The organism is Acinetobacter sp. Tol 5 (genome assembly GCF_019702905.1).
Classification (GTDB): domain Bacteria; phylum Pseudomonadota; class Gammaproteobacteria; order Pseudomonadales; family Moraxellaceae; genus Acinetobacter; species Acinetobacter bereziniae.
In genome coordinates this window covers 4,211,110-4,234,008 of record NZ_AP024708.1, presented here as the reverse complement: position 1 = coordinate 4,234,008, position 22,899 = coordinate 4,211,110, and the positions used below count along the sequence as shown (strand labels likewise).

The following is a 22,899-nucleotide window of genomic DNA, read 5'->3' as shown; positions in this document are numbered from 1 at the left end:
TCTTGATGAAAGGACCAAAACCTTATGCTGTCGCCTTATTTTTAAATGGAGTTTTTACTTTCAGTTGTTGAACCAGATCATAAATGTGATGAATATTTAAACTGACTTTTGCTCGGGTACAAGCGACATATAAAAGTCTCAGTTCTTCATCACTGATTTTATGTTCCAAACCGTTTATTTTAAATTGGTAATCATCTTCGATATGAACGCGATTCCACTCAAGTCCCTTGGCTTTATGTGCGGTAGAAATCACATAATCAGCTTGCTCTATTGGGGTAATTTTAGCAAGTGCTTTTTTGAGTGGGTCTGTACCATGATCATCAACCAATTTAACTAAAGGCTTGATATCGCTGCCATCATTGGTTTCACAATATTCATGTACATCATGCCAAGAATTAAACCATGCCAATTCAGGAACATCGATCACACGTTTGCCTTGTTTTAATAAACTTGCGGCATCGACAAAACGGTTTAGTTTGGCATGATCGGCTTGTAAGCTGACTTTATCTCCCTGAACCAAGCCTGAAAGAAGTAATTCCATTGCACGCGCGTTAGTACGGCATAAAATTGCATCACGCATTTTGGTATGTGGTTTATTGACCACAGCGGATTTCATTTCTGAATTCCCCAAGAGAGGGACCGTTTCGTCCAAGGCACCAAGCAGATGATTTGCGACATCTGCGATTGCATCACCAAAACGAAACGAAGTGGTTAAACGAGATTCAGGAAGTGGCATTTGTTGCATGGCATTAACGGCACCACGCCAAGCGTAAATTTGTTGATGTGCATCACCCACATATATAACTTGGGTGTTGCGTTGGCGCAACAGGATGCCCAGCATCAAGGGGTCAGCATCTTGTGCCTCATCAAATAGCACATAATCTGCGGGAATAAATGGATCTGACAGTGCCCAGAGTTTGAGATAAATATCATGACCAATCCCTGCTTGATGGTTTGGATCAATAGACTCTAACCAACGACGCTCTACGGCTTTATAGAGGTGGGTTTGTAAAGATTCAACATCATCGGGATGTAACCAGCTGGGTGCTTGTATATGACGTGGTGCAGGATATTGAGAACTTGTTGAGCAGAAATAACTGACTGCGTTGGCAACCAGACTGGCTAAACGGCTCGGCATCAACACATATTTTTCATAACGACCACCCATCAAGCGTCTCAATGTAATCGGCTCAAGTCGATATTCTTTTGCAATAAAACTTGGACTTAGGCGAGGTAGACGTAATTTATCGGTTACTCCACGAGGTACACTACGAAATGCAAGTGAATGGAAGGTTCGGCAGTCTACATTTTGATGAAATTTATTTTGTGCTTCAGTTGCGATGGCTTTATTAAACGCCAAATACATCCCACGTCGATCAGTCATCGCATCGCTGATTAACTGTAAAGTGGTGGTTTTACCTGTGCCAGCATAGGCAATCACTTTAAAGGATTGTCCTTTTCTTGCTTCTGCAATTGCAAAACTTTGCTCGGAGGTTGGGCTAAAAGAATAAGGCACAGTCGTTATGAAATCTTATTGGGTTGAAATTCAGTATGCATTGAGTATAGCAAAGAATAATCCGGGCTAGGGTGAAATCTATTGTCTTGTTGTTCAATGAGGATGAACAGAAGAATGAAGATAGATATAAAAAAACTCAAAACAACAAACCTGATCATTTTTATCATCATACGAATTTTTATATATGTTTGTCTTTAAAATGACTTAAAAGTGAAACTAGATTGTCATAACTGATTCTTAAACTGGGCTCGGGAAAATTCTATAACATATTCGGATAAAGTTATGACAAATTCAGCCAACCAACACACACGTCGTGAAGTGCTTACATGGTTAGCCAGCATTCCGTTTCTTCCACTTGGGGCAATGGCAACTTCTGCTACTCTTGCAGGTTGTAATGATGATGACAAAGATACAGTTCAACCCATCAACCCAGCTAAATTAAAAACTGCAACATTTACACCAATGGATGCACCAACGTTGGCAAACCCAGCAGCGATGGCGACAACAACAGTTGCTTCTAGCCTAGCCGTAACATGGGATGACAATACTAAAACGGACTACAAACTTGCTTATAAAACCTTCTTCCAAACAGGTGATTTGGTCAGTGATGGAAAGGGTGGCAAAATCTTGGCGGGTGGCTATTACGATATTAACAATAAGCCAATCATGGACAACTCTACTGGTTCACCACGTCAATTCTTCTCAGATTGTCCAGATGGAACATCTTTGTTGACTGTTAAAGATGCCAAGATTGATGGTGTAAAAGGCAATCCTGTATTTGCTGTGGTGCAATTTGAATATACCACACGTGATTTGGCGGGTAATGACATGTATGGCAAGTTGCCATCGCCAATTGGGGTGATTTCACTTGACCAAGATCCGAAAACGGGTCATTTGTCTTTTGTGAAATATCACAATGTAGATATGTCAAAAGCGCATGGCTTATGGATTACTTGTGGTGCAAGTTTGTCACCATGGGGAACACATCTTTCAAGTGAAGAGTATGAGCCAGATGCATTTGGTCAAGGCTTAGGTACAGATATGACCACCATGAAAGCTTATAGTAAAAATGTCTATGGTGATGAAACCTCTGCAAAACCTTATAACTACGGTCACTTACCTGAAGTCACTGTAAATAAAGATGGTACAGGCACAGTGAAAAAACACTATTGCTTGGGTCGTATCTCACATGAGTTGATTCAAGTGATGCCTGATAATCGCACTGCATTGATGGGTGATGATTATACCAATGGCGGTTTGTTTATGTTCGTTGCGGATAAAGAGAAAGATTTATCTGCTGGAACATTATATGTGGCGAAGTATTTAAATGAGTTGAATGAAACCTCAACTGCACAAATCCAGTGGATTAACTTGGGTCATGCAACCAGTCAAGAAATTGAAGATTTGGTGAATGTTCAAAATATTCAACCAAGTCAAATCATGGAAAGCTTAGATAAAGATCCACAAGATGCAAGCTATACCAAGATCATTCTGCAAAAGAAAACAGTTTGGGTAAAAGTTAAACCAGGTATGGAAAAAGCAGCTGCATTCTTGGAAACGCATCGCTACGCAGCGTTGATGGGCGGTAGTATGGCGTTTACCAAAATGGAAGGAACAACAGTCAATGCTAAAGACAAAGTAGCTTATTCAGCCCTTGCCAATATTCAAGATTCAATGATTAAAGGCAATGCTGCTTGGTTAGAGTCACATAATGTAGCATTTGCGAAAAAGATTTCTGCTGGTGGTATTGTTGCACATGATATGGCAGGCTCTAAGAGCGATAAATCTGGAAAAGCTATTCAAAGTGACTGGGTACCTTACCAATCACACATGCTTTTAATTGGAAAAGATATTGATGCTTCTGCTGATCCGTTAAATATCGGCAATACTTCTGATCCAAATACGATTGCAAGTGCGGATAACTTAAAATTCTCTGAAGCGTTACGTACATTATTCATCGGTGAAGACAGTGGTAACCATGTGAATAACTACTTATGGGCATATAATGTGGATACAAAGAAATTAGACCGCATTCTTTCATGCCCAGCAGGCGCAGAGTCCACAGGTTTGCATGCCGTAGACTCAATTAATGGCTGGACCTACATCATGAGCAACTTCCAGCATGCTGGAGACTGGGGCTCTTTGCACAGTAAAGTTCAAGCAACTTTAGATCCATTGATTCGTAGTAACTATAAAGATCGTTACGCGGCTGCGGTGGGTTATTTGACTGCTGATCCAATCGCGCCTTCTGTTGAGAAGAAATCTTCTTAATTTAAGATTTGAATAAAAAAGCAGCGAATACTCGCTGCTTTTTTATGACTCAATTTTATTGCAGCAAGATTGAAACACAGACATCAAAAACGCGCTTAAAATTGCGCGTTTTTCTGAGTTAAAATGCCAATATTACATCTGCCAATTAATGCTCACGGTTGGCTTTTTCAACTAAACCCGAAAGCCCTTGACGACGTGCAAGCTCGTTTAAGACCAGTTGTACATCCAAATCAAAATAACCCAGCATCACAATGGTATGGAACCATAGGTCTGCAACTTCATAGATTAAATCATTTTTATGATTTTCATTGGCTTCGGCTTTAAAGTCTTTTGCCGCAATGATGGTTTCAATGCTTTCTTCACCGATTTTTTCTAAGATTTTATTTAAACCTTTATGATAAAGCTTGGCAACATAAGATGATTCAGGATCAGTCGCTTTACGCTCAGCCATCATTTTGCCTAGATAATCTAAGACTTCAACTTGTTCAGCTTGGGCATTCGATGCATTCATCGCAATTGTATGTGCATTCGCTGAAGTATTTTCACCATAAATTGCTTGTGGATCTTTGAGTTGTGCGTCAACAATTTCCCAGCCATGTGCTGTCAATTTGCGATAAAAACAAGACTCACGACCTGTATGGCAGGCAATACCACCATGCTGTTCGATTTGTAAAACAATGACGTCAGCATCACAGTCTAAACGAATTTCATAAACAGTTTGGAAATGCCCTGATTCCTCGCCTTTGAACCACAATTTATTGCGTGAGCGTGAGAAGTACACACCACGCATTTTTTCAGCGGTCAGTTGCAGTGCTTCACGGTTCATCCATGCCACCATCAAAATACGCCCAGTTTGATGATGTTGTGCAATAGCAGGAATAAGTCCTTGTTCGTTAAATTTTACTTCATCGAGCCATTGCAGATTGTTCATAGGATTTCACCAGATTAATCAATATAAGATAATTACTTTAAACGCACGTGATAGATAGCGTAGCGCTTGTATAGTGTACGTTATTTCCAACATTTTAGGAAAATATTGATCATGGATTTCGTTGAGATCAAAAATCTTGCTCGAACATTTAAAGCCGAAGATGAAGACATTGATTCAGCAAGTATTTAAATTAAAACAGCAGGGTGTGGGTTTATTGGGGCTCATTTATTTTGTGCAGATGAATCAACGATTGCCATTAAGCGAAGCAAAAACAAAGACTCTCAATTTTAGCTTTTGGTGAGCAGAAGAACGATTGGGCGTCGAAGAAAGTTATCAGACCATAATGCACGATTTTAAAGGGTATATTTTTAACGAGCGTGGTTTTAATGAGCATAATTTCATCGAGCACAATTTTATCAAACAAGATGAGTTACAGCACTATTGCACTGTTTTATATTACTGTGAGCATCATTTTTTTTGGTTCAGTGACGAGTGTGCAATGTCCTGATACTTCATTTGGCTTAACATACCTGATTTTAAACCTGTCACGGTGATTGCCATCTCCTTTCTAAAATAGGGTATTCGATACATCCAAGAAAAGCTAAAATCTCGCAAAGTACCTGCCCACCATAGATCAGATTGATAAAGAGGGGTAAGCAAGCGACTTAAAAATTGATAAAAATCAGTCGAGCTTTTTCGGTGCTGATGGTAATGTTGCCAAAGCTTTACACGATCAATAGTTTGATTGTCTCTTGCATGTCGAACAGCTTGACCTAAAGCCCAGGCATCTAACAACGCCATATTTGCACCTTGACCAAGTTGCGGGCTCATTGCATGTGCAGCATCACCTATAATTCCAATACGCCCTTCACCAAATTTGGAGAGCACCACATCACGATAATTGGCTGAAAGCCATTGTTGTTTTTCCTCTGGATTGGCGATGACCTGCTCTAACCAATCTGCTGCAGGCTTCCAACGTTGAGAAATTTCTTTGAGCCATTCGGAACGCGCGTGCTGATCGGGTAAAAAACCTCCTAGTTGGTTGCCGGGAAGGCTCCAAAAAATACTAGAAAGTCGTTGTTGTGGTTGGTTTGGAATAGCACCTGTGGGTAGAATTCCCATCATTATTTTAGCGCGGTCATAAAATTGATGCAGGATCTGCGTATCCAGTGTTAAACATTCAGGCACTATGGTCCATTTGGCTCCCCATGGGTAAGCTTGATCAACTTTAACCCATTGACGAGGTCTCAGCTGACTTCGTGCACCATTGGCAATAATCACATGATCAAATACGTCTTCAAAATATTCTTGATGTTGTGTACCGATGACTCGGATTTCATGTGAGGATTCATCAAGTCTTTCAATATCAGTATTCATGTGCCATGTGATCAATTCAGCATATTCATGACATTTTTTTTCTAATACATGGCATAAGGTCGCTCGATGGATTCCTAGACCATAAAAATCTGGGTGGGCTTGTACGTAATGACTGTCGACCAACTTAAATCCATTGGCGAGTTGACCTTCTAAACCTGTCACCAATGCACCCAGTTTCAAGGCATCTTCTAAAACACCTAAATGTTCAAAAACAGCCAAACCAGAAGGTTGTAGTAATAAACCCGCACCAACAGGTTCAAGTGCAGCCGCTTTTTCAAATAGGGTGACATGAATATGTTGTTGTGCAAGTAAAATTGCAGCGGCAAGCCCAGCTGTTCCTGCCCCAACGATGGCAAATTTTGGGATGTTATTTTGATTCATTATTGGCGTAAGTATTTTGAATGGTTTAAATTTAGCAAAAAAAACAGTGATCAACACACTTTATTTTGTGCAACATCCTTGTTGTTTTGACTTTATATCAATCAATATTATTAACTGGATAAAATGAAATAGTCTTCGCTTTTTTCATCAGCGAATTTTACCTAATGTCGCTATCGCAGTTGGCGGCATGGATGCCGCCGTCGGTCAAGGGCGATATGAGCAAAAACAAAGCACTGCTTTGTTTGCAGCGCAAGATCCCTGTTAAACGAAAGATTTTTGTTATTTTTTCATCTCTGAAAAGTAAGGTATCACCTACGCAAATCTATTTAAACTTTAGAGGTAAAGTGTGGCATTGCAAGCTTTATATCATCCAAAAATATATCTATCACCTTGATTTTATTTACTGTATGCGTTTTTAACAGATTGGCTATATTATGCGAGTTCTCTTGAATGGCATTAAATAAAAATCAGTGGCTATAAGTCCTGTATATGTTCAGCCCAGTTCTGCTTTTCGATCAATTCTAAAAACTCATCTCCCAGTCGCTGGCTTTCTGCGACGGATTGTTTCCACAGTGTAATCCGTTTTTGATCATCTAAACCTTTCATCACAAAATCTTTACGGTCATGTAAACGCCCTAGAGCTAATGATTCTAAATAGGCTTGAGAGGGCGAGATCAGTAATGTTCTCGCTTGGTTTTGAGGATTTGCAGTTCGAGATTTAAACATTTTATCAAACCAACCTGGAATAATTCGGTCGGTAAAATGTGGGTATAAAACAATGCCGTTACTTTCAAAAGGCAAGTCGATGTGATAGTCAATCAAACCACCATCACGGTACGCACCCTGAGGTGCATTGGTGATATTTTTGACTGCTGGCGTAACTGCTGGAATTGAACCTGAAGCCATGAGCCAATCTGCCACATTGTCTTGGTCAAAATTTAAATAATGTGTTTTAAAAGCGTCATCTTGAATTTTAAATTGTGGAAATTGTGCTGGCTGACAAATTACGCGTTGCATAAACTTACTGAGATGTTGTCTAGAAACAGCATTACTGCCGATAATGCCCAATAAAGAACCATAAAGTGCAAGCTTCTGATCACTTTGAAATAAATGTTCTGCTTTGGCTGAAATAATGGTGAGGTGATAATCAGGATGCTCGACCAGTTTTTGGGTTTGGTGGTCTAAAATACTGTACAACATCTCCCGAGATATTTTTTCAATCTCTGCGATCTTCATCTTTTTATGAAAAGGTAAATGGATATATAACTCAGCCAAGCGCTCAGGTCCGAGTTGTTCTCCCTGTGCTAAAATTCCTGCAAAACGCCATGCACCAACGGATGAACCGATGAGAAAGCGGCGTTGCTTGGCACGTTGTAGAAAATCACCAAAAATCGCTTGATCAAGCCCCATCAGCCCAATGCCTTTTGGACCTCCTGCTGCACCGGGGATCATATCCACGTGTTGTGACTGCAATCCTTCTTTTGCGATGAGTTGTTTGGCGAGTGAGCCTGCACGAAGGGTTAAAGCAGAAGGGCGTTTCTGTAAAATCTGAATCATTGCGATACTCACTCAAACGGATTTTTTCATTTTAAGTTGAGTGGCATTTTCAACAATGGCGAGAGGTGTCAGTAGATGACTTTGCAGTCATTCAAATAAAAAAGCCTATTCATTGAATAGGCTTATTCATATTATTTGGCAATCCGCCAAATGGCTAAGATACTGGTCAAAATAATTAAAATAATCGAAATATACCAAGGCGCAATGATGGCTATTGATAGCAAAATCGCCATGAGGCTGCCAAAAATCCAACTTCGTTTTTGTTGATGCTCGACTTCTAAGCGCATCATTTGCAATTCATGTAGTTGTTTGGCGTGCCAAGCAGATTGGTTTTTTAAACCATTTAAACTATCCACCATTAATGTTGGAAAATCCTGAGCACCTAAAAGTAAATCAGGAATTTTTTGTCCCAACTCCTTTAAGTTTTTCTGCGGATTCATTTGCGCTTTAACCCATTCAGTCAGAATAGGCTTCGCCAATTTCCAAATATCTAACTCAGGATATAAGTCCGTCCCTAAACCTTCAACATGTACCAAGGTTTTCAATAACAACATCAATTGGGGAGGAATTTCTAAATGGAAACGGCGAGCAATATCCATGACCTGAATTAAAATCCCGGCAAAGTCTAATTCATGCATCGGTTTGGACACCATCGGTCCAACAGTGCGACGCATTTCTCGAGCCAACGCATCTTGATCTGTGCCCGGTGGAATCCAACCCGCTTGATGCATAATTTGAATTAACTGCATGAAGTCGCTGTTCATGACCGCCAGTAACATACGGGCAACAGTCATCTGATCTTGCTTAGATAACTCGCCCATAATTGCACAATCCAGCGCGATATAGCGAGGATGACTTGGGTTTAAGGTCTCAACAAAGACATTTCCAGGATGCATATCTGCATGGAAAAAATTATCTCGAAACACCTGAGTAAAAAAGATGGTTAAACCTTTTTCGGCAAGATCCTTACGATCCATACCCAAGCGTTCAAATGTTTCTATATCTGAAATCGGAACACCAGTGATGCGTTCAGCCACCATAACATCTTTGCTGTCCATATAGACTTCAGGCACGTACATCATGCTTGAGCCTGTGAAGTAATGGCGCATACGGCGAGTGTTGTCTGCTTCGAGTGTCAGATCGAGCTCGTTTAAGATGACTTGACGATAATTTTGAATAATTTCAGATAAATGTACTGCCCGTGCCGCTTCAAGGCGTTTTTCCAAGCTTGCACCGAGCCATTGTAAAATCTCAAAGTCTTGTAAAATCTGACTGCGAATATCTGGACGAGCCACTTTTACCACGACTTCACGACCATCATGTAAAGCAGCCGTATGGACTTGTGCAATTGAAGCCGCAGCTAATGGCTGTTCATCAAAACGTGCAAAAATGCTTGAAATATTGGCTTTCAGCGATTGCTCAATACGTGTCTTAGCCACATCCGAGCCAAATGGTTTTACCCGGTCTTGTAATAAAACCAATTGCTGCAATATTTCAGGTGGAATTAAATCCCGTCGAGTTGACAACAACTGTCCCAATTTAATTGCAAGCGGTCCCATTTCCTCTAAAGCTTCTTTGAGCTTAAGTTGATTTTTACGTTCTTTACTTGACCATGCAGCAGGGTGTAAGCGAATTAAAGACAGTGCATGACGGGCTTTTTCAGGTAGCTCTTCCGCAGGAACCAGTGTGTCGAGTCTATAGTGCGCTGCGATACGCCAAAGTTCGAATAAACGGGCAATATGCGGAATCATAAATTAAATTACCTGATCTTGGTGGGAATTAAGTAAAGCTTGGAGTTGTTGGATTTTTGCTTCAATGCGATCAATATTTTGATTAAGCAGACGCGTATCGTGTTGCAGATCATCCATTTGCCAACGTGGAGCAAAAATGCCACTGTCTTCTTTTAAAAAATCTTCAGCAAAAAATAAATGGCTTTGTAAAGAGCGCTTTAGATGTTGAGGCGCAAATTGAATCTTTGCAATTTCATGGGCAAGTGCAGGACCAATCCATGGGCTTAATTGTGATGCTAAATCAGGTTCAGCCTGTTGGATAATCTTTTGAATATCCTGCAAAAGATGATAATCGCCCTGTAAAGGAATATTGCCAATCTCATCGGCAATAAATAACTTGACCAGTTCAACCACATTTTTAACGTGTAATGTTGCCGTCGCTTCTGAAATAGTACGGTTTTGATCAAAAGGACGCTGTTCAAAAACAGAAGGCGTTTCACTTTTGCCCGTTACGGTCGGTTCAAGACGAACTTTATGTTCATCAAAAAAAACATCGACAGAAAGCTGAGGCGCATCCATCACGACACGTAACAGTTTACCTTGTAACTGATTGAATTGAATGCGAGTAATCGCATCCAAATTAATCCCATGATTGATGAACCGTTCAACTGCACCGAGTGCCAGAATTGACCACATAACCCAACCTTGCTTGTGCTATCTTGGAAAATTACAGTTTGAAACCACGGTGTACCGCAACGATACCACCCGTTAAATTGTGATAATCACAGTTTTGGAAGCCCGCATTTTCCATCATACCTTTTAATGTACGTTGATCTGGATGCATACGGATTGATTCTGCTAAATATTTATAGCTTTCAGAATCATTCGCCACAATTTTACCCATGATCGGCAATGCGGTAAATGAATAGAGGTCGTATAGTTTTGAAAATGGTTCAAACACAGGTTTAGAAAACTCAAGGATCAGTAAGCGACCACCTGGTTTTAAAACACGATACATAGCTTGTAATGCAGCATCTTTATCGGTGACATTACGTAAGCCAAAGCTGATGGTAAGCAAGTCAAAACTGTTGTCAGCAAAAGGTTCCAATGTTTCAGCATTTGCCAAAACAAAGTCAACATTGGTACAGCCAGCATCGATCAAACGATCACGACCAACATTCAACATTGACTCATTAATATCTGACAAGACCACATGACCCGTAGGACCGACCTCACGACTGAAAACTTTGGCTAAGTCACCCGTTCCACCTGCAATATCAAGTACATGTTGCCCACGGCGCACGCCAGACATGTTAATTGCAAAGCGTTTCCATAAACGATGAATACCAAATGACATCAGGTCGTTCATGATGTCATATTTGCTTGCCACAGAATGAAATACTTCGGCAACTTTTTGTGCCTTTTCTTCACTGTTTACAGTGGAATAACCGAAGTGGGTTGTTGCACCGACATTGCCTGTATTTGCACCACGTGGCAGATTATATTTAGGCACTTGACCTGACACAGGTGTATCCGTCATCTGCTGTTGTAATGATTGCTGTTGCCCCTGAGGCGCACCTTGCGGTAATGGTTCACTTAGAAATGGACTCACTTTGTCTGTATTTGTTGCCGTTTCAGCTGATGCTGTTGGCTTTTGGTTTTCATTCGACATTTGAGTCACTCCTGAACACAAAAATAGGAAATTTTATATTGCACTGCATAATGACAGATTCTGCAAAATTTTGCAGTGCTCATGATGCAATTGTTATGAATAATATACAAAAAACCGATCCTAAAGATCGGTCTGAGGGCATGGTGGAATAGATTAAATTTGAAAAGGATTGGGATCGCCACGATGGACTTTTTCAACAATCTCTCGTTCTTTGAGCGTAAATTCATGGATAAATTGAGCAGCAGATTTCATGGGTTTCATGGCAACAAAGCCTTCACCAATAAAGTCATACATCAATTCAAATTTATATTTTGTTGCCGTACCTTTACACATTTTAAAAGCGGTATGCATAATAAATGAACGCATATACTTATCGAGTGCACTCCCTAAATCATCCAGTAAGCTCAACTGTTGTTGGCGAGCTTCAGCTTGATCGAGTTTTAACAAAGTCAGTCGCATCATTTCATCATCAATGATTTGATGTGCAGGATAGTCTTTGAGTAATTGAGCTGCGACTTGCTCATCCAGCTGCATGGCAAGTACAGCCAAACCAACAGATTTTAGTCCGGTTTTGATGGCATTTTCAGGAATGATTTTTTCAGCCTTATGAGCATATTTCAGCAAACGTTCAATCTGTATCGCCAAATCATCAAATTCAGGTCCACCGTATAAACGATTGATGAAATACTTCGCCATCAATTGATTCTCTTTTTGATTAAACAAATCATGATGAGTGTTTTGGATACGGGCTTTTAACCAATCCTGTGCTTCATGCAGACGTTGTTTTAAAACCGGGTCAGTGTGATAGCTGAATTGTTGGTATTGTTCTAAAAGCTGATCAAGCGCAGCAAGTTTTGACATACAAAAACTCTGAATTTCGTTTATTTACAGGATAAAGCTAGTTTAGGGATAGCACTATGACAAAAGTGAAAAAACAATAGAGAAATATGGTCAGTGGATTTTTAAATCGGCAAAAATGCATTTTTTTGTACAGAAAATATATAACTCTGTTTTTTGCGAATGGGTATACTCGATAAAACCTTCAGATAAGTAGAGAAGCAGATGATTGAAGAACAATTACCGTTTGCGTTGCGTGATGAAGAAGAATTATCCGTTGATTTGATTGAGGCGCAATATGCGTTAAAGAATTCCAAAGACAAAAACAATGCCAAAAGTTTAGTCATTTTAGTCAGTGGAATTGAGCTGGCAGGTAAAGGGGAAGCTGTTAAACAGTTACGTGAATGGGTTGATCCACGTTATTTACGTGTTAAAGCAGATCCACCGAGCTTATTTAGCAACAAACAAAGTTTTTGGCAGCCTTATGCACGGCATATCCCATCTGAAGGTCAAATTCAGATTTTTTTTGGGAATTGGTACAGTGATTTGTTGTCAACCGCCATGCATGTTTCTAAGCCCTTAGATGAAACCATGTTCGATGCTTATATCGAAAACATGCGTGCTTTTGAACAAGACCTTAAAAATAACCATGTCGATGTAATTAAAGTGTGGTTTGACTTACCATGGAAAAGTTTGCAAAAACGTTTAGATTCAATGGATTCATCTGAACAACGTTGGCATAAGCTCATGGGGCTGGATTGGCGCAATAAGAAACAATACGACACCGTACAAAAGTTGCGACAACGTTTTACTGATGATTGGTATGTGATTGACTGTGATGATTGTATTTCAAGAGATCAGCAATTTGCGCAGTATATTTTACAAGCATTGAAAAAGTTACCCAAGCATAAAACCACGGTCAGAACTAAATGGAAACAAACGGCTGTTCCAGAAGCATTATTACAACCAGCGACGGATGAATTAGATAAAGATCAGTATAAGGATGAATTAAAAAAGCTCACTAAAAAAGTTTCAGAAGCGTTGCGAAACGATTCTCGAAATGTTGTGGTGACATTTGAAGGTATGGATGCGGCAGGCAAAGGTGGAGCAATCAAACGTATTGTCAAAAATCTTGACCCTCGCGAATACGAAATTTATACCATCGCAGCACCTGAACAATATGAGTTGCGTCGACCTTATTTATGGCGTTTTTGGACTAAGATTCAACCAGAGGAAAAAATCAGTATTTTTGATCGAACTTGGTATGGACGGGTCTTGGTTGAACGTATAGAAGGCTTTGCCAAACCTGCTGAGTGGCAACGTGCTTATGATGAAATCAATCGTTTTGAAAAGGACTTGGTAGACAACCAAACGGTATTGGTTAAATTCTGGTTAGCGATCAGTAAAGAAGAGCAAGAAGCCCGTTTTAAAGCCCGTGAACAAACACCGCATAAACGCTTTAAGATTACACCTGAAGATTGGCGTAATCGTGGACATTGGGATGAGTATTTAAATGCAGCGGCGGATATGTTTGAACGAACCAATACTGAATACGCGCCTTGGCATATAGTGGCAACCAACGACAAATATTCAGCGCGTATTCAAGTGTTGAAAGCCATTCTCAAACAGCTAAAAGCAGATTGAAAATTCTTAGGCGTTGGTAGGTATGAGAACATTACAAAAGATTTTGCTTGATCATAAACAGCATTTAACTCTGCCGAGTGAAAAATTAATTCAGCAGTTGCTTCGAAAACTAGATAATGATTCATACTTACCTGATCGTAAAAATGCACAGAAATTGCACCTGCTTTCTACGAATGAGGTCGATAATTTTTTGCTCAATTGTTTGGCTAAATATCAACTGTGCAATGAGCTCTATGATTTAAGCAATCATGATATCGGCAGTTTAAGAGCGGTCTGGGTTGTATTGAGTTTCTCGAAAAATCCTGAGGTCATTCAATATTTTGATGATCTAAAGCTTGCACTGCCACGCTTTAGTGCTAAAGTTTAAATTGTTTTGCGTAGGCGATGCCTCACTTTTCAGAGATGAAAAGTGACAAAAATCTTTCGTTGAGCGAGGGGTACATCCTATATACCCCCGCTCAACATGGCGACATCCATGTCGCTTCACGATAGCAAGACCATCTATAGATTCAAAAGGGCGAAATAAATGAATCATCTAAATCACTTGTATGAATAATCAGGCGGTTTGCCTATATAATTCAACGTAAAAAAGTTGAGGCGTGGATCAAAAATCGCTTTGTGCTTGAATGACAAATTTTCTTTTTCTATGTTCATTTTTTTATGTTGATTTGTCTCATAAAGCGGACTAAGTCGCGCTTTATGAGTGTATAAATAGAGATTATGAATATTTAACAACGCTGGCTTGTTGTTTTTGCTGAATGCCTTTGGCAAGCTTATAACATTCATCTACATGCGTTTCAGCCACTTTTTTCATGACAATATAGCCTAAACTTGCAGCAATAATTGAACCACCAAGCGGAATGAATTTGGTCACTTGTTTGGTGATGATTTTTGCAGCCATATTGTTAAAGGATGCTTTAACAGCAGTACGTGCCACCACTAAACCTGAAAATTCGAAACCACGTTTGCGCAGTTCATTCCAGTGGATTTTCTTGGTGGCAGGATCATAAACACTGATTTGATCTGGTGCTAAACCAAAGCGAGCATTGATTTCAGGAATCAGGAAAGACAACATACCGACATCAATGACCACATCAAAAAATGGCACTGGTACAACAGCTGCACCTGCGGAGACATAGGAACGCTTTTTGACAAGTTCTAAGCATTCTTCACGAATCTGTTCTAGATTCAAGGTGGGATCAATCGAGTCTGGAATTTTATCAATTTTCATAAATCAAATACCTATGTTTCAAGCTTTTTGTCATATTTCTGGAAACTCATGTTTGAGCTTGAAATTGTGAAGTTATTTCCAAATAATGTTTTAAAAATGCCATAGTATATTGTTGTTGTATAGTGGCGAATGTTTATGTTTTGTGCATGAACATAGACAATAGAATATTGAAAGTTGAGGAATTATGGCAATACATGTGATTCAAAGCCAACGCATTGATGTCTTGGTGCAAGGGCTTTTGCAAAATACCATTCGGCCATCCAAAAATCCTTTTGCAGTTTTGCAAACGCAACATTTTATTGTACCCAGTCCTGCGGTGCAGGAGTGGTTAAGTCAACGTATCGCAGAACAACAGGGCATTAGCGCCAATAGCCAATTTCATCAGCGTATCCGTGGATTTCAATGGTTTGCTTATCAACAAGTACTTGATGATAAAGACAAAGTACGTAAAGCCAATATTCCACGTCTGATTATGAAGTGGCGGATTTATCAGACTTTAAAAAGCTTTATTGAACATGAGGAAAATAGTCTGGCTGAAGACCATCCGTTGCATTCTATTATTCAACGGATCTATGACGCCGCTTCACAGTTACAACAAGGTTTAGATAAACAACTGAAAAAGCAAAGTATGTTGTATTGGGTGTCTGAGCAGGTTTCAAAACTGTTTAGTCACTATATGTTGTACCGTGCTGATTGTGTACGTGGTTGTCCGCAGAATCAAGCTTGTCAGTGCCCAAGTAATTGGTTGGCGCAATGGGGGCGTGGAGAAGCACTGAATTTAGAACAGCAATTTTTTAAGACCAATCAGCAGATTTCAGCATTTACGCTGAATCAGGCACAAGAACTGGAAAACTGGCAACGTTGGTTATGGCAACATACATTTCATGATGATTTTATTGAAATGCAGAGTATTGATGCTGATTTTTGGCATGTGATGGAGGATGTTCAACAACGACTACAGGCTTTAAAAAAATTACCAAGTCAACTGATTGTCTTTACCTTGTTGGATTTGCCACCCAGTCAATTACAGTTTTTGAGACGACTTGGACAATATCTGGATGTGGTGATTTTACATTACAATCCATCACAAGAATACTGGGCAGACAGTGTCGATCCAAATTGGAAAAAACAATACGATTTAAGGGTTAAAGAACGCTTTATTGGCAAAAATCCCAATGCAACAGATGCGGATATTCAAAAATTTTTCGATGAATTTACCTTAAATTTTAATGCTGAAATTCGAGAATCTCGTCATCCTTTATTGACACGTTTTGGCAAACAAGCGCGTGATCATTTTTCGATTCTTTCCAACCTTTCTTCTGGAGAAGAAGGACAGTGGGTAGATGCTTTTGTCGATGAACAACCGATTAATTTATTGACTAAACTCCAGTCCGATATTCTTTATTTAGTTGAGCCAGAGGCACATGCTTATCCAATCGCAAAAGAGGATGATTCGATTCAGATTCATGTATGTCATTCTGCATTAAGACAACTTGAAGTACTGAGAGATCAATTGATTGCTTGGTTAGCCAAAAGCTCGTTAGATCAGCCTCGTCGTCCAAATGATATTTTAGTTTTAGTGCCAGACTTAAAACAAATTGAGCCACTGATTCGCAGTGTATTCCCACATACACCGAATCAGGACAGTGTTTATTTGCCTGTGAAAATTGCAGGAGTGACGGCATTGGATGCTCATAATGCTTGGCGCGCTGTGTTAGGACGTATTCAATTGATTGAAAGTCGTTTTAGCATTGAGGATTTTGCAGATTGGTTAAGTTTAACTGCGACTCAATTACGTTATGATTTAGATATTGCTAATACAGAACGCATGATTGAATTGCTGATCAATGCTGGATTTAAACGTGGTTTAGATGCGCAACACTTAAAACGTTCGTTGAGTCAAGATGACGATGATTTTCGTTTTAGTTTTAAATTTGCATTGGATCGTTTGGTATTGGGCATTGCAATTCCAGAACACCGATTATTTGAAAATGTATTGAGTTATGCACAAGTCTTTACAGCTGATTTTGAGCTGATCACGACCTTGGTACAGATTTACCAAGATTTTGATCATCGTAGAGATTGGATGATTGCACATGAGCTCGGCAAGCAAACCACATTAAAATGTAATGTGGAAGCGTGGTTAAAATTGCTGATGCAGGATATTGTTGAATTTGAACAAGCAGGTGTCGAATCTTTAAAAACGGTACGTGAGATCGTAAAAAAACAAGAACGTATGCTGACTTTGGCGAGTTTCTATGACGAGCAAGAACAGTCTATTCTCCAAGATATTGATTTGCCTTTGGTATATTTACTCAATGAAATTCAAAACTTATTAGAGGGGCAAATTGATCAGGCTTTACCGACAGGGCAGATTACGTTTAGTCAGATCGGACAAATTCGCCCGCTGCCTTATAAGCTGATCGTACTGTTAAATTTGGATGGCGGTAAATTCCCAGATCGTGATGTTCATGTCCCTTTCGACTTAATGCAAATCCTTAAACCACAGTTGGGTGATCGTTCACGTTTGGATGATGATCAAGGTGCATTTTTAGATGCTTTACTGTTGGCACAAGAAAATCTATGGTTATTTTACAATGGCTTTGATGTCAGTGATGGTGAAGTTCGAGATCCATCGAGTGTCTTACAAGAGTTGATCAATCATATTGCCTTTATTAGTCAAGCCGATCATTTGCAATCAGTATCTCTAGCAAATACAACACCTGAGAATTTGACTGCTGTAGCACAAACCGTGTCCTTAGATGGAATTGAAGTGCCAGAACAGATTCAAACTTTATACCATGTCCATACTTTACAGCCCTTTGAGCCTTCTGGTTTTGAATCCCAACAGTCCATCCGTTATCAGGACCAATGGTTCCAAGTCGCACAACAGATTCGTCAAACAGAGGCATTGGCTCAACGTGATGCTTGGGTGAATACACCTTATCCATCAGCTCAAGACGATATTATGGTATTGGATGCAGGGCAGTGGATTCAAGATATGACCTTCCCTGCACGATTATATTTAAAAACCTTGGGGGTTGAAAATCTAAGCGCAGATGATATGCCAGCATTGAATGAACCTTTGATTTTGGATGGCTTGGCACGTTATCAAATCCGAGATTTTTTACAAAAGGCGACGGTTCATTCTGTAGATGACGCGACGGTAAATGATATGCGGTTATTGCAGAATCAACTTCCAATAGGCAAGGTCCAGCTCAGTGCTTGGCAAATCGGCTTGGCTGAACAAGACAGTTTAAAAGCACGCTTAAAGCATTATGCGCCTGAAGTGACATTGACCACACAGCGTCAGTGGCGGATTGAATCTGGTTTGGTTATGAACATTACCTTGCCTCAACAGCAGCGCACAGATTGGGTCAGTTTAGATGCCTCAAGTGGTCGTGCTAAACGTCGTACTAAAGTTTGGTTAGAGTATTTGTTGTGGCTGAGTTATTTAAATCTGGATGCCGAACAGTCGAAAGGTTTACAACGGATTGCGGTATTTAGTGATGTGACGATCATCAATACAGGATTAAGTTCAGCACAAGCAAAACAGTATCTACTGGCATGGTTTAAAGCCTTTGCTTATGGGCAGTCTGAACCTTTGGTATTGCCCGCTGCATTGTTGTTGAAGCTCACTGAAAATAATAAAACATTGACTTGGATAGCTGAAGACTCTGGTCGTTTAGTGATTGAGGATTTCACAGTAATACTCAATGAGTGGAATAAAAGTGATGCATTTTTGCCTTATGATTTGACGGAAATGGAGTGGAGTAAAAAGCATCGGGATTGGCAATTTATTTTGCAAGAACAAGATGCGACTGCACTGCTCAAGCATGCTTGTGATCAATTTGCGTATGATCTGTATCAACCCATTTATCAATATCAAACTGTTGCGGAGGAATCATGATGACTTCCGTAAATTTATCGCTTAGTAACACAGCCAGTAGCAAAAAAAAGCAGGTTTCGATTCAACCGATTGAAGATATGCACTTTGCAGGTTTACATTGGATCGAAGCTTCTGCAGGTACAGGTAAAACCTATACCTTGTCCAGTTTGATGGTGCGGATTTTTTTAGAAAAATACTTACCAAGCCAAGTGATTGCAACCACATTTACTCGAAAAGCTGCTGCCGAGTTGAAAAGTCGGATTCGTTCACGTTTACAAGATACGTTTCACTATTTTGAATCCTGTCGAGAGCTGACTGAATCACAGGTTTTAAACAAAGCCCAGCAGGAAACCGATCCTTTATTTTCTAAGTTGTTGAAAACATTTGCATCGCAAGTGGCTTATGCCTGTGAACGTCTAAAACTGGTGATTGATCAACTTGATGAATTGTTTGTGGGGACCTTAGATAGCTTTAGTCAAAAACTATTACGTGAATTTGCTTTTGAAAGTGGCAAGATTGAACGTGCAGAAATTACTGATGATGCAAAAAGCTATACTTATCAATTAATTCACGATGTTTTAAGGGCATGGATTCAAAAACAACCGCAAGATATTGTCGATAGTTTGATGTTTGCAGGAGAGTTACATGGTGTCGACTACTATGCATCGACAGTTGAGCAAAGTTTAAATTTCGCATCGGCAAAATTTGTTGAGCCACAATTTTCTACTGTGGATGCTCAATCATTTCAACAGGCAATAGAACAACTGTCGCAAATTCAATTGCAACAGTTACAAACACTTGAAGCTTATTATTTATTGGACGGTGATTATTATAAGTTTTGTAATGGGACAAAATTTAGGAGTGATCGTTTTCATCGTATTTTTACCAAGAGTCTGCCACAAATTATTCAAACCACCCAACAACAGGGCTATAAACATTATTTGAGTTCCGGGTTGGCAGTGGAAAAGTCTGATTTTTCCACTTTGATCAAAGTGCTTCGTGAACAACAGATATTTAAGAAAGCAGCCCCTGAACATGTACAGCTGGGATTTTATCAACATCCGATTATTCAACAGCTGTTGAGTATCTATGCGCAAATCGAAGTATTTGAAAATCAGTTGCTCGGAACCAATACTTTTCTTAAATATTATTTGGCGCAAGAAGTGAAGCAGCGCTTGCCACAATTATTACAGCAAAAGGGTGAAACAACCTTTGCCCAGCAAATTCGAACGCTTGCGGAAGCTTTACAAGGTGAACAAGGACAACGGTTTGCTACTTTTGTCCATGCACGTTATCCCTTAATTTTGGTTGATGAGTTTCAGGATACCAACCAAGATCAAGACGATATGTTAGCGCAAATTTGGCGTCATCCAAGTCGAGTTAAGAATGGCTGTATGATCATGGTGGGTGATCGTAAACAAGCGATTTATGGTTTCCGTGGTGGGGACATGCTGACTTTTTTAAAAGCACATCAGGATGTGTTTGGTAAAGATGGCAATGAATATAACTTGATCTATAACCATCGTTCAGTAAAACCCTTGGTTGAGGTGGTCGATGCCTTATTTCAAAGACAAATGGATTTTGGCGAGCAGGTGATCTATACCCCTGTGCAAGCAGGCAGTCGCCCCCATCCAGATATGTTGGATCAGGGACAGATAAATCCTCAACCTTTAAGATGGCTCAAGTTAGCAGATAAACAGCTTGAAGCAGAACAAGTGGCATGGAAAATCCGTGATTTGCTCAATCAAGGTATTCAAGGCAGTTTATTGTTTAAGGAGAAATCCGCGCAGCGTCCGCTAGATGAAAATGACATTGCTATTTTATCGAAAAACCACGATGGGCTGGATAAGGCACAAGCTGCGTTAGAATTTCTGGGGATTCGCACCAATCGACCTTCAAAGAAAAGTGTTTTTGAAAGTCAGATTGCCCATGATGTTGGGGCTGTACTGACTGCAATTTTGCACCCTTACCATGAAGCGAAAGTAAAACGTGCCGTATTAAGTCGTATGATCGGTTTGAGCTTAAAAGATTTGATTGCCTTAGAACAGCATGCAGATGGCTTAAGTGAATACATCGAGTTGTTTGATCAGGTCCGTGAAATATGGCTGAATCAAGGTTTCTTAACTGCTTGGCAATATCTACTCAATCAGTGTGCGGTCTGGAAAAAACTGGTGGAAAAGCGTAGTCGTGATAATGAGCGTGTGGTGGTGAATTTACGTCATTTAACTGAACTGCTCAGCCAACACAGTGAAACATATCAAGGTGCGCAAAATCTTTATCATTGGTATTTAAAACAGCTGACTGCACCAATGGAACGAGAGTGGGAAATGGAGCGTAAACTGTCCAATGAGGCAGGGGTCCAGTTGATGACCATTCACCAATCGAAGGGTTTAGAGTTTAAATTTGTTTTTTTACTGGGTGCAGACAAAGACTTTAAAGAAATCAATAAGACCTTGAACTTTTCGACAGCAGTCCAATTAAATAGCCAGACAGGGCAGACTGAACAACAGCGTGTGGTGGCTATTAATGACAGTAATTTACTGGATAAAAAAGATATCGAACAACATAATGAGCGTGCTTTAGCAGAACATCATCGTTTGTGGTATGTGGCGTTGACCCGTGCCAGTTATCGTGTTTATGCCATGTTGAGTGATACCAAAGAAAAGTCGACAACAGGCTTGGCATTTTGGCGGGGTCAAGGTGCTGATGTTTTTCAGCATATCGGTAGCTGTATGGAAGACTTACTGACTGAGCGTCCTAAAGCACTGGAAAAACCTAACTCTGAAGATCCTTTACCATTAATTGCGCAAGCATTTCCAACACAGCGTTTTTATCCGCGGGGAAAAACCAGTTTTAGTGCTTTGGCCCAACATTTAACACGACAACAAATTCAAGATGCCTTGGCAGTTTCTGAACAAAAGCAAGACCGTGCAGAAGATGAAATTCAACAGCCGATGATTGAAATTATTCAGCAAACACAGCCTGAGCAACCGATTGCATGGATCAAAGCCAATTTTCCAATGGGCACCATTGCAGGAAATTTCTTGCATGAAATCTTCGAACATATTGATTTTCAGGATACACGATATTGGCATCTTGAAATTCGTCGACGTTTTAAAAATGACTACTCCAGTTTGTGGACAGAATTGCTTGAAAAATACCGACTGGCTTTTTTAAACCAAACTGTCGAGGAGAATGCTTTAGCTCAATCCAATGCTGAAGAAACTTTGCTGACTTGGGTTGCTGAGTGGCTGGCTGAGGTCTTATCCACACCAATTCTCAAAAATTTCCAATTAAAACAGCTTGAACCTCATCAACATTTGGCTGAGTTCCCATTCTATTTATCGCTTTCAGATCGAGTTTTGGCAATTCAACGGATTTATCAGTTATTTGATGAGTACGGAATAAAAATGCCTGAGTTTAATGATGCTCGTTCAGCCCGTTATCTCAACGGCTCAATTGATTTGGTTTTCTTTGATGGGCAGCAATATCATATTGCCGATTATAAAAGTAATTTTCTGGGTGCGGATCAAAACAACTATACCTCTGAAGCCGTTCAAGAGAGTATGTCACATGCCAGTTATTGGTTGCAGGCAGCGTTATATTTGGTGGCTTTACATCGCTATTTAAAAATCCAACTTGAAGACTACCAAATTGAACGGGATTTAGGTGGTGCAACTTATTTGTATTTACGTGGTATGAATGCTCAAGTCGGTCAAGGCTATTATTTCTGGCGCCCCACCACAGAGTTTATTTTGAGATTAGATGCGATACTGGGCTATTTTGTTGAGGATAAATCTAGTGAAATTGTGTGAATAGTTGTTTGAAAAACTGTATAAACAATAGGTTATCGTGTGGATAAC

The 22,899-nt window shown here is 39.9% G+C and carries 14 protein-coding genes; 5 read left to right on the top strand and 9 right to left on the bottom strand.

Translation table 11 applies throughout. The features are described from left to right. Positions 1-22: 22 nt before the first annotated feature. On the bottom strand, positions 23-1,516 hold the full coding sequence (locus TOL5_RS19660; RefSeq protein ID WP_004825357.1) for a UvrD-helicase domain-containing protein: 1,494 nt from the start codon (positions 1,514-1,516) through the stop codon (positions 23-25). Positions 1,517-1,798: 282 nt separating this feature from the next. On the opposite strand from TOL5_RS19660, the gene TOL5_RS19655 reads away from it, so the two are divergent. Then, positions 1,799-3,787 carry a PhoX family protein gene (locus TOL5_RS19655; protein ID WP_046760393.1) on the top strand — a complete coding sequence of 663 codons (1,989 nt, stop codon included), beginning with the start codon at positions 1,799-1,801 and terminating at the stop codon, positions 3,785-3,787. 145 nt (positions 3,788-3,932) lie between these two features. On the opposite strand, the gene hisIE is transcribed toward TOL5_RS19655, so the two are convergent. The 7 genes from hisIE to TOL5_RS19620 form a co-directional block, all read right to left on the bottom strand. Continuing rightward, a complete protein-coding gene (gene hisIE, locus TOL5_RS19650; protein ID WP_046760394.1) occupies positions 3,933-4,718 on the bottom strand; it encodes a bifunctional phosphoribosyl-AMP cyclohydrolase/phosphoribosyl-ATP diphosphatase HisIE in 786 nt (261 codons plus the stop codon). 468 nt (positions 4,719-5,186) lie between these two features. After that, the gene (locus tag TOL5_RS19645; RefSeq protein WP_121774358.1) at positions 5,187-6,476 is read right to left on the bottom strand and encodes an FAD-dependent oxidoreductase; all 1,290 of its coding nucleotides are present in this window, start codon (positions 6,474-6,476) and stop codon (positions 5,187-5,189) included. Positions 6,477-6,950: 474 nt separating this feature from the next. Continuing rightward, the gene (locus tag TOL5_RS19640; protein WP_221260583.1) at positions 6,951-8,033 is read right to left on the bottom strand and encodes a patatin-like phospholipase family protein; all 1,083 of its coding nucleotides are present in this window, start codon (positions 8,031-8,033) and stop codon (positions 6,951-6,953) included. A 131-nt stretch (positions 8,034-8,164) separates the two neighbouring features. Continuing rightward, positions 8,165-9,784, bottom strand: coding sequence for an ABC1 kinase family protein (locus TOL5_RS19635; protein ID WP_121774354.1), 1,620 nt, complete (start codon positions 9,782-9,784; stop codon positions 8,165-8,167). A gap of 3 nt (positions 9,785-9,787) precedes the next feature. Continuing rightward, positions 9,788-10,459, bottom strand: a complete 672-nt coding sequence (locus TOL5_RS19630) for a ubiquinone biosynthesis accessory factor UbiJ (RefSeq protein ID WP_121774355.1) — start codon at positions 10,457-10,459, stop codon at positions 9,788-9,790. A 31-nt stretch (positions 10,460-10,490) separates the two neighbouring features. Further along, on the bottom strand, positions 10,491-11,435 hold the full coding sequence (gene ubiE, locus TOL5_RS19625; RefSeq protein WP_005034279.1) for a bifunctional demethylmenaquinone methyltransferase/2-methoxy-6-polyprenyl-1,4-benzoquinol methylase UbiE: 945 nt from the start codon (positions 11,433-11,435) through the stop codon (positions 10,491-10,493). A gap of 153 nt (positions 11,436-11,588) precedes the next feature. After that, positions 11,589-12,296 (bottom strand): FFLEELY motif protein, encoded by a 708-nt coding sequence (locus TOL5_RS19620; RefSeq protein ID WP_042089076.1) that lies wholly within the window; start codon positions 12,294-12,296, stop codon positions 11,589-11,591. A 201-nt stretch (positions 12,297-12,497) separates the two neighbouring features. Between TOL5_RS19620 and TOL5_RS19615 the strand changes: the two genes are divergently transcribed. After that, positions 12,498-13,916 carry a polyphosphate--AMP phosphotransferase gene (locus TOL5_RS19615; RefSeq protein ID WP_005034278.1) on the top strand — a complete coding sequence of 473 codons (1,419 nt, stop codon included), beginning with the start codon at positions 12,498-12,500 and terminating at the stop codon, positions 13,914-13,916. Between the two features lie 22 nt (positions 13,917-13,938). Continuing rightward, the gene (locus tag TOL5_RS19610) at positions 13,939-14,283 is read left to right on the top strand and encodes a hypothetical protein (RefSeq protein WP_009587189.1); all 345 of its coding nucleotides are present in this window, start codon (positions 13,939-13,941) and stop codon (positions 14,281-14,283) included. A 351-nt stretch (positions 14,284-14,634) separates the two neighbouring features. On the opposite strand, the gene TOL5_RS19605 is transcribed toward TOL5_RS19610, so the two are convergent. Then, positions 14,635-15,147: a hypothetical protein gene (locus TOL5_RS19605; RefSeq protein WP_004825336.1), complete on the bottom strand. Its 513-nt coding sequence runs from the start codon at positions 15,145-15,147 to the stop codon at positions 14,635-14,637. A gap of 184 nt (positions 15,148-15,331) precedes the next feature. Between TOL5_RS19605 and TOL5_RS19600 the strand changes: the two genes are divergently transcribed. Further along, positions 15,332-19,057 (top strand): exodeoxyribonuclease V subunit gamma, encoded by a 3,726-nt coding sequence (locus TOL5_RS19600; protein ID WP_121775455.1) that lies wholly within the window; start codon positions 15,332-15,334, stop codon positions 19,055-19,057. Then, a complete protein-coding gene (locus TOL5_RS19595) occupies positions 19,057-22,851 on the top strand; it encodes a UvrD-helicase domain-containing protein (RefSeq protein WP_162987724.1) in 3,795 nt (1,264 codons plus the stop codon). The genes TOL5_RS19600 and TOL5_RS19595 overlap by 1 nt, the downstream gene beginning before the upstream one ends. The last annotated feature ends 48 nt before the right edge of the window (positions 22,852-22,899 follow it).